Genomic DNA, 240 nt, shown 5'->3' on the forward strand with positions numbered 1-240 from the left:
CCAAGGTCTTCCACATCCTTGGAGCGGAGTTCCCTATGCATGAGGGTACAATCATGCTCACTTTTCTATCATTTTTCTTCCTCTTGTTTCTTCAAACGGTGTGAGGGGCAGGCTTAGTAGATGGGCCATGGGTGCCTGATGGTTTAACAAGAGGTAGCCTTGTTCTTTCTTAATCTTTATCTTGTTTCTATCCCCAATTTTTCCTTTCCAAACCATCATTACTGTCCCCGTTGTTTCTTG

General features: G+C 43.8%; 1 protein-coding gene. It reads right to left on the reverse strand.

Annotated features, from left to right (window positions below; genetic code table 11):
* Positions 1 to 57: 57 nt before the first annotated feature.
* Positions 58 to 240, reverse strand: a 183-nt coding sequence (locus IEQ44_RS17470) for a hypothetical protein (protein ID WP_227487712.1), incomplete at its 5' end; no start/stop codon positions are given.

The sequence above is a fragment of the Nocardioides malaquae genome (genome assembly GCF_015070385.1).
Lineage (GTDB): Bacteria > Actinomycetota > Actinomycetes > Propionibacteriales > Nocardioidaceae > Nocardioides > Nocardioides malaquae.